Raw genomic sequence first — 3292 nt, forward strand, 5'->3', positions numbered from 1 at the left:
AGTCTCCAGCCGAGCCGCCCGAGCCGCCCTGCGCAGCGCCAACGAGCTGACCCTCCTCCTCGCCGGATCCCAGCTCGGCATCACGATCTGCACCCTGGCGCTCGGCGCCCTCACCAAACCGGCAGTGCACCAGTGGCTCACCCCGCTGTTCCTGTCCTGGGGATGGCCGCAGTGGTCCGCTGACGTCGCCGGATTCGTGCTCGCCCTGGTGATCGTCACCTTCCTCCATCTCGTCGTCGGCGAGATGGCGCCCAAGTCCTGGGCGATCGCCCACCCGGAACGCTCCGCCACCCTGCTCGCCCTGCCGATGCGCGGATTCATGTGGCTGACCCGTCCGGTGCTCCGGTCCCTCAACTCGATGGCGAACGGTGTGCTCCGCCGCATCGGCATCGAGCCCTCGGACCAGGTCGCCACTGGCCAGAGCCCCGCAGCGTTGCTGCACCTCGTGGAGCACTCCGCCAACGTGGGCGCGCTCGACGCCCGCTACTCCACCCAGCTGACGAGCGCACTCGAGCTCGAGACCCTGACGGTCGGTGAGCTGCTCGGGCCCGACTCCCGGCCGACCGCTGTCGGGGGCTCATCCACGGCCCGTGACGTCCAGCAGGCCTCGCTGGACTCGGGCCACCTGCGGATCCTCGTTGGCGATGGCGGCATCGCTCAGGGAGTCGTGCACGTGCGAGACACTCTGGTGGTGGGGCCGGACACGCCGACGACCTCGCTCATGCGCCCCGTCCTGCACCTCGATGCCGACACGCGGGTCTACACCGCACTCAAGGACATGAGACAGACCCGCAACCACCTCGCCGTCGTCGTCGAGGACGGGCAGGTGTCCGGCGTCGTGACCCTCGCTGACCTGCTGCGACGGCTTTTTCCCGAGGCGGATGTCGTGGCGACTGCGTAGTCTGGCCCCAACCATCGACAGGGGAGACGCCGATGTCCACTCGCAGTCGCATCGCCAGCATCACGTCAATCGTCGCCGCCCTCGTGCTGTTGGGCGGCACCGCAACAGCGGCCGCGCCGCAGCTCGAGGCCGCATCGAGCGCCGGCCCGCAAAAGGAGATCGACGCCTATCTGCATGCGCATCCCGGTGGCGCTCAGGTGAGTGACAACGCCGTCGCGTACCGGGACGGGGAGGTCGTCGTCGTCTTCCCCGACCGGGGCGAGCTACGCGCACCCGAGGGGCTCGGGGCCAACGTCCGGAGCACCGCCTTGGCCGCGAAGGTCGCCGAGGACGTGGGGCTGGCCGCGGCGTCCTACGCCGGGTGCCCGTCGGGGACCCTGGACCGCTGGTACTGCTTCTACACCGACTCCAACTACGGCGGCCGGCGCCTCCAGTTCCTCAACACGTGCGCGGACTATGCGGCGGACTGGGGCTTCAACAACTCGACGTCGTCGTGGGTCAACACCAACCCGAACAGCCGCATCGTCGCCTGGGACTACCGGGGCGGTGAGGCGCTGTGGGTCGAGGGCTACGGCTTGTCCTATGACAACTGGGTCGGCTCGGCGGACAACGATCGCATGTCGTACTGGACGCGGACCAACTGCTGAGACCACCCGGCTCAGCGGAAGACGACGTAGGCGATCACCGCCGGCACGTCGACCGCCAGGCGACCGGCCCGTGAGGTGAGGACCTGCTCGGAGGCGAGCAATCGGCCGCTCCCCGGGTCGACGATGAGGACGTACCGGGTCGGCAGGCCGCTCAGGTCCGAGTCGACGGCGAAGGCCTGCCCCACTCGGCCGTCGCGATCGGTCATGGCACCGAGCCCACGCACGTCCGGCGGCTCGGCCAGCAGGCCGAGCAGCGCGGCCCGGGTCTTCGGGGCGGGGGTCTGTTCCTTGGCGAGATCGGTGACCGCCACGAACAGTTCCGCGGTGCCGAGGGCGTCGACGGGGTGCGCCGTCTCGAGCTGCTCGCGCAGTCCGGCCGTGTCGGTCGCAAGCCGCTCGGGGAACATTCGCGGCACCTGGTCCGCCGGGTACACCTCGTCCGACTCGACCTCCCCAACAGCGGGCAGGTCCGTGGCGGTGAGGTCTCCGGCCACCGGCTGTCCATAGGTCGCCCGCCGGTGCCAGGACCCGTCGGCCTGCACCTCCAAAGTCACCTCGAGCGGCACGACGGCGGACCGCACCGGCTCGGCTCCATGGACCCGCGTCGTCAGGTCCCACGTGGCATAGCGGCTGCCTGCGCGGCCCGGCACGCCAGACCCGGCTGCGATGGAGGCCAGCTGGTCAAGTTCGTTCCCGACGGCCGGACCGGTCGTCCCGGGAGCCAGCTGTCCGGTCAGCAGCGGTGGAGTGGCGGCCAGGGCTGGCGGCGCAGAGCGCCAGGGCAGGAAGGGCAGGCCGAGGACGAGGGCGAGCGCGATGCAGCTCGCGATACCGATCACCGCGAGACGCCGACCGTGGGCGTGCCGCGGCTTCGCGCGCGCCCGCCCCTGCTCTCTGGGCAGGGCGATGATCCGCTCGAGGTCGGCGGCGGCGCGCTTGGCATCGTGATCCGCCCGCGGATCCGGGACGGGGTTGAGATCTCGAAGTGCCTGCTCGATCATGGCCGTCCTCCCCCTTGCCGACGGGCCCCGAGTGACGTGCCCAGACGCTGTGTCGACCCTTGCCTCGAGGACTCCCCGGAGCGGTCCACAGCCCGCCGAAGCCGTTGCCTCGCGCGATGGAGCCGAACCCCTGCGGCGGCCACACTGCACTCGAGCGCTTCGGCGAGCTGCGCGAGAGGCAAGGCCTCCCACGCCATGAGGAGAAGGATCTCCCGGTCGGAGTCGCTGAGCGTTGCCAGCGCCGCCGACACCCGCTCCAGCTCGGCCCGGTCGACCGCCCGCGCGGAAGGGTCTGCCTCCCGAGCGGCCACGGCCTCGTCGACGAGTTCGAGCGGGTCGGGGACGGTGGCCCGGTTCGTCGCCATGACGACGAGCCGGGCCACCCCGAAGAGCCATCCCCCGATGGGGCTCGGTATGTCATCGAGGCGCCGCCAGGCAACCGTGAAGACCTCCGCCGTCACGTCGTCTGCCAGACCTCGATGCCATAGGCGACGCGCCACGTACGCATGGATCAGGGCGTAGTGCCGCTGGTAGATCAGCGCGAACCGTTGCTGGTCCGACGCGTCACCACCGGTCGCCATGCCCATAGATGTCCGTTCGCCCGGATTCTTTACACCCCGGGGAACATCATTCCGTATGCCGCTGAGCCCGCTCCCACTCTCGCGCGCGCTCTGCGCCCTCCCGCCCTCCCCAACCGGCAACACACCCGCTCACCGACTGGCTGCCCCTGCTGCAGCAGGGGC

Annotated in this window: 4 protein-coding genes; 2 read left to right on the top strand and 2 right to left on the bottom strand. The window is 70.6% G+C overall.

What is annotated here, in order from left to right:
• Positions 1–901: CNNM domain-containing protein (locus tag VIR15_RS08755; protein ID WP_331927091.1), on the top strand; the 901-nt coding region annotated here is incomplete at its 5' end.
• A gap of 32 nt (positions 902–933) precedes the next feature.
• Positions 934–1548 carry a peptidase inhibitor family I36 protein gene (locus VIR15_RS08760; protein ID WP_331927092.1) on the top strand — a complete coding sequence of 205 codons (615 nt, stop codon included), beginning with the start codon at positions 934–936 and terminating at the stop codon, positions 1546–1548.
• Between the two features lie 11 nt (positions 1549–1559).
• Here VIR15_RS08760 and VIR15_RS08765 read toward each other — a convergent pair whose 3' ends face one another.
• Together VIR15_RS08765 and VIR15_RS08770 are read right to left on the bottom strand one after the other, a co-directional pair.
• Positions 1560–2549, bottom strand: coding sequence for a hypothetical protein (locus tag VIR15_RS08765; protein WP_331927093.1), 990 nt, complete (start codon positions 2547–2549; stop codon positions 1560–1562).
• Positions 2546–3130, bottom strand: a complete 585-nt coding sequence (locus tag VIR15_RS08770) for an RNA polymerase sigma factor (RefSeq protein WP_331927094.1) — start codon at positions 3128–3130, stop codon at positions 2546–2548. The genes VIR15_RS08765 and VIR15_RS08770 overlap by 4 nt, the downstream gene beginning before the upstream one ends.
• Positions 3131–3292 lie beyond the last annotated feature (162 nt).

Source organism: Intrasporangium sp. (assembly GCF_036566125.1).
Classification (GTDB): Bacteria; Actinomycetota; Actinomycetes; order Actinomycetales; family Dermatophilaceae; genus Intrasporangium.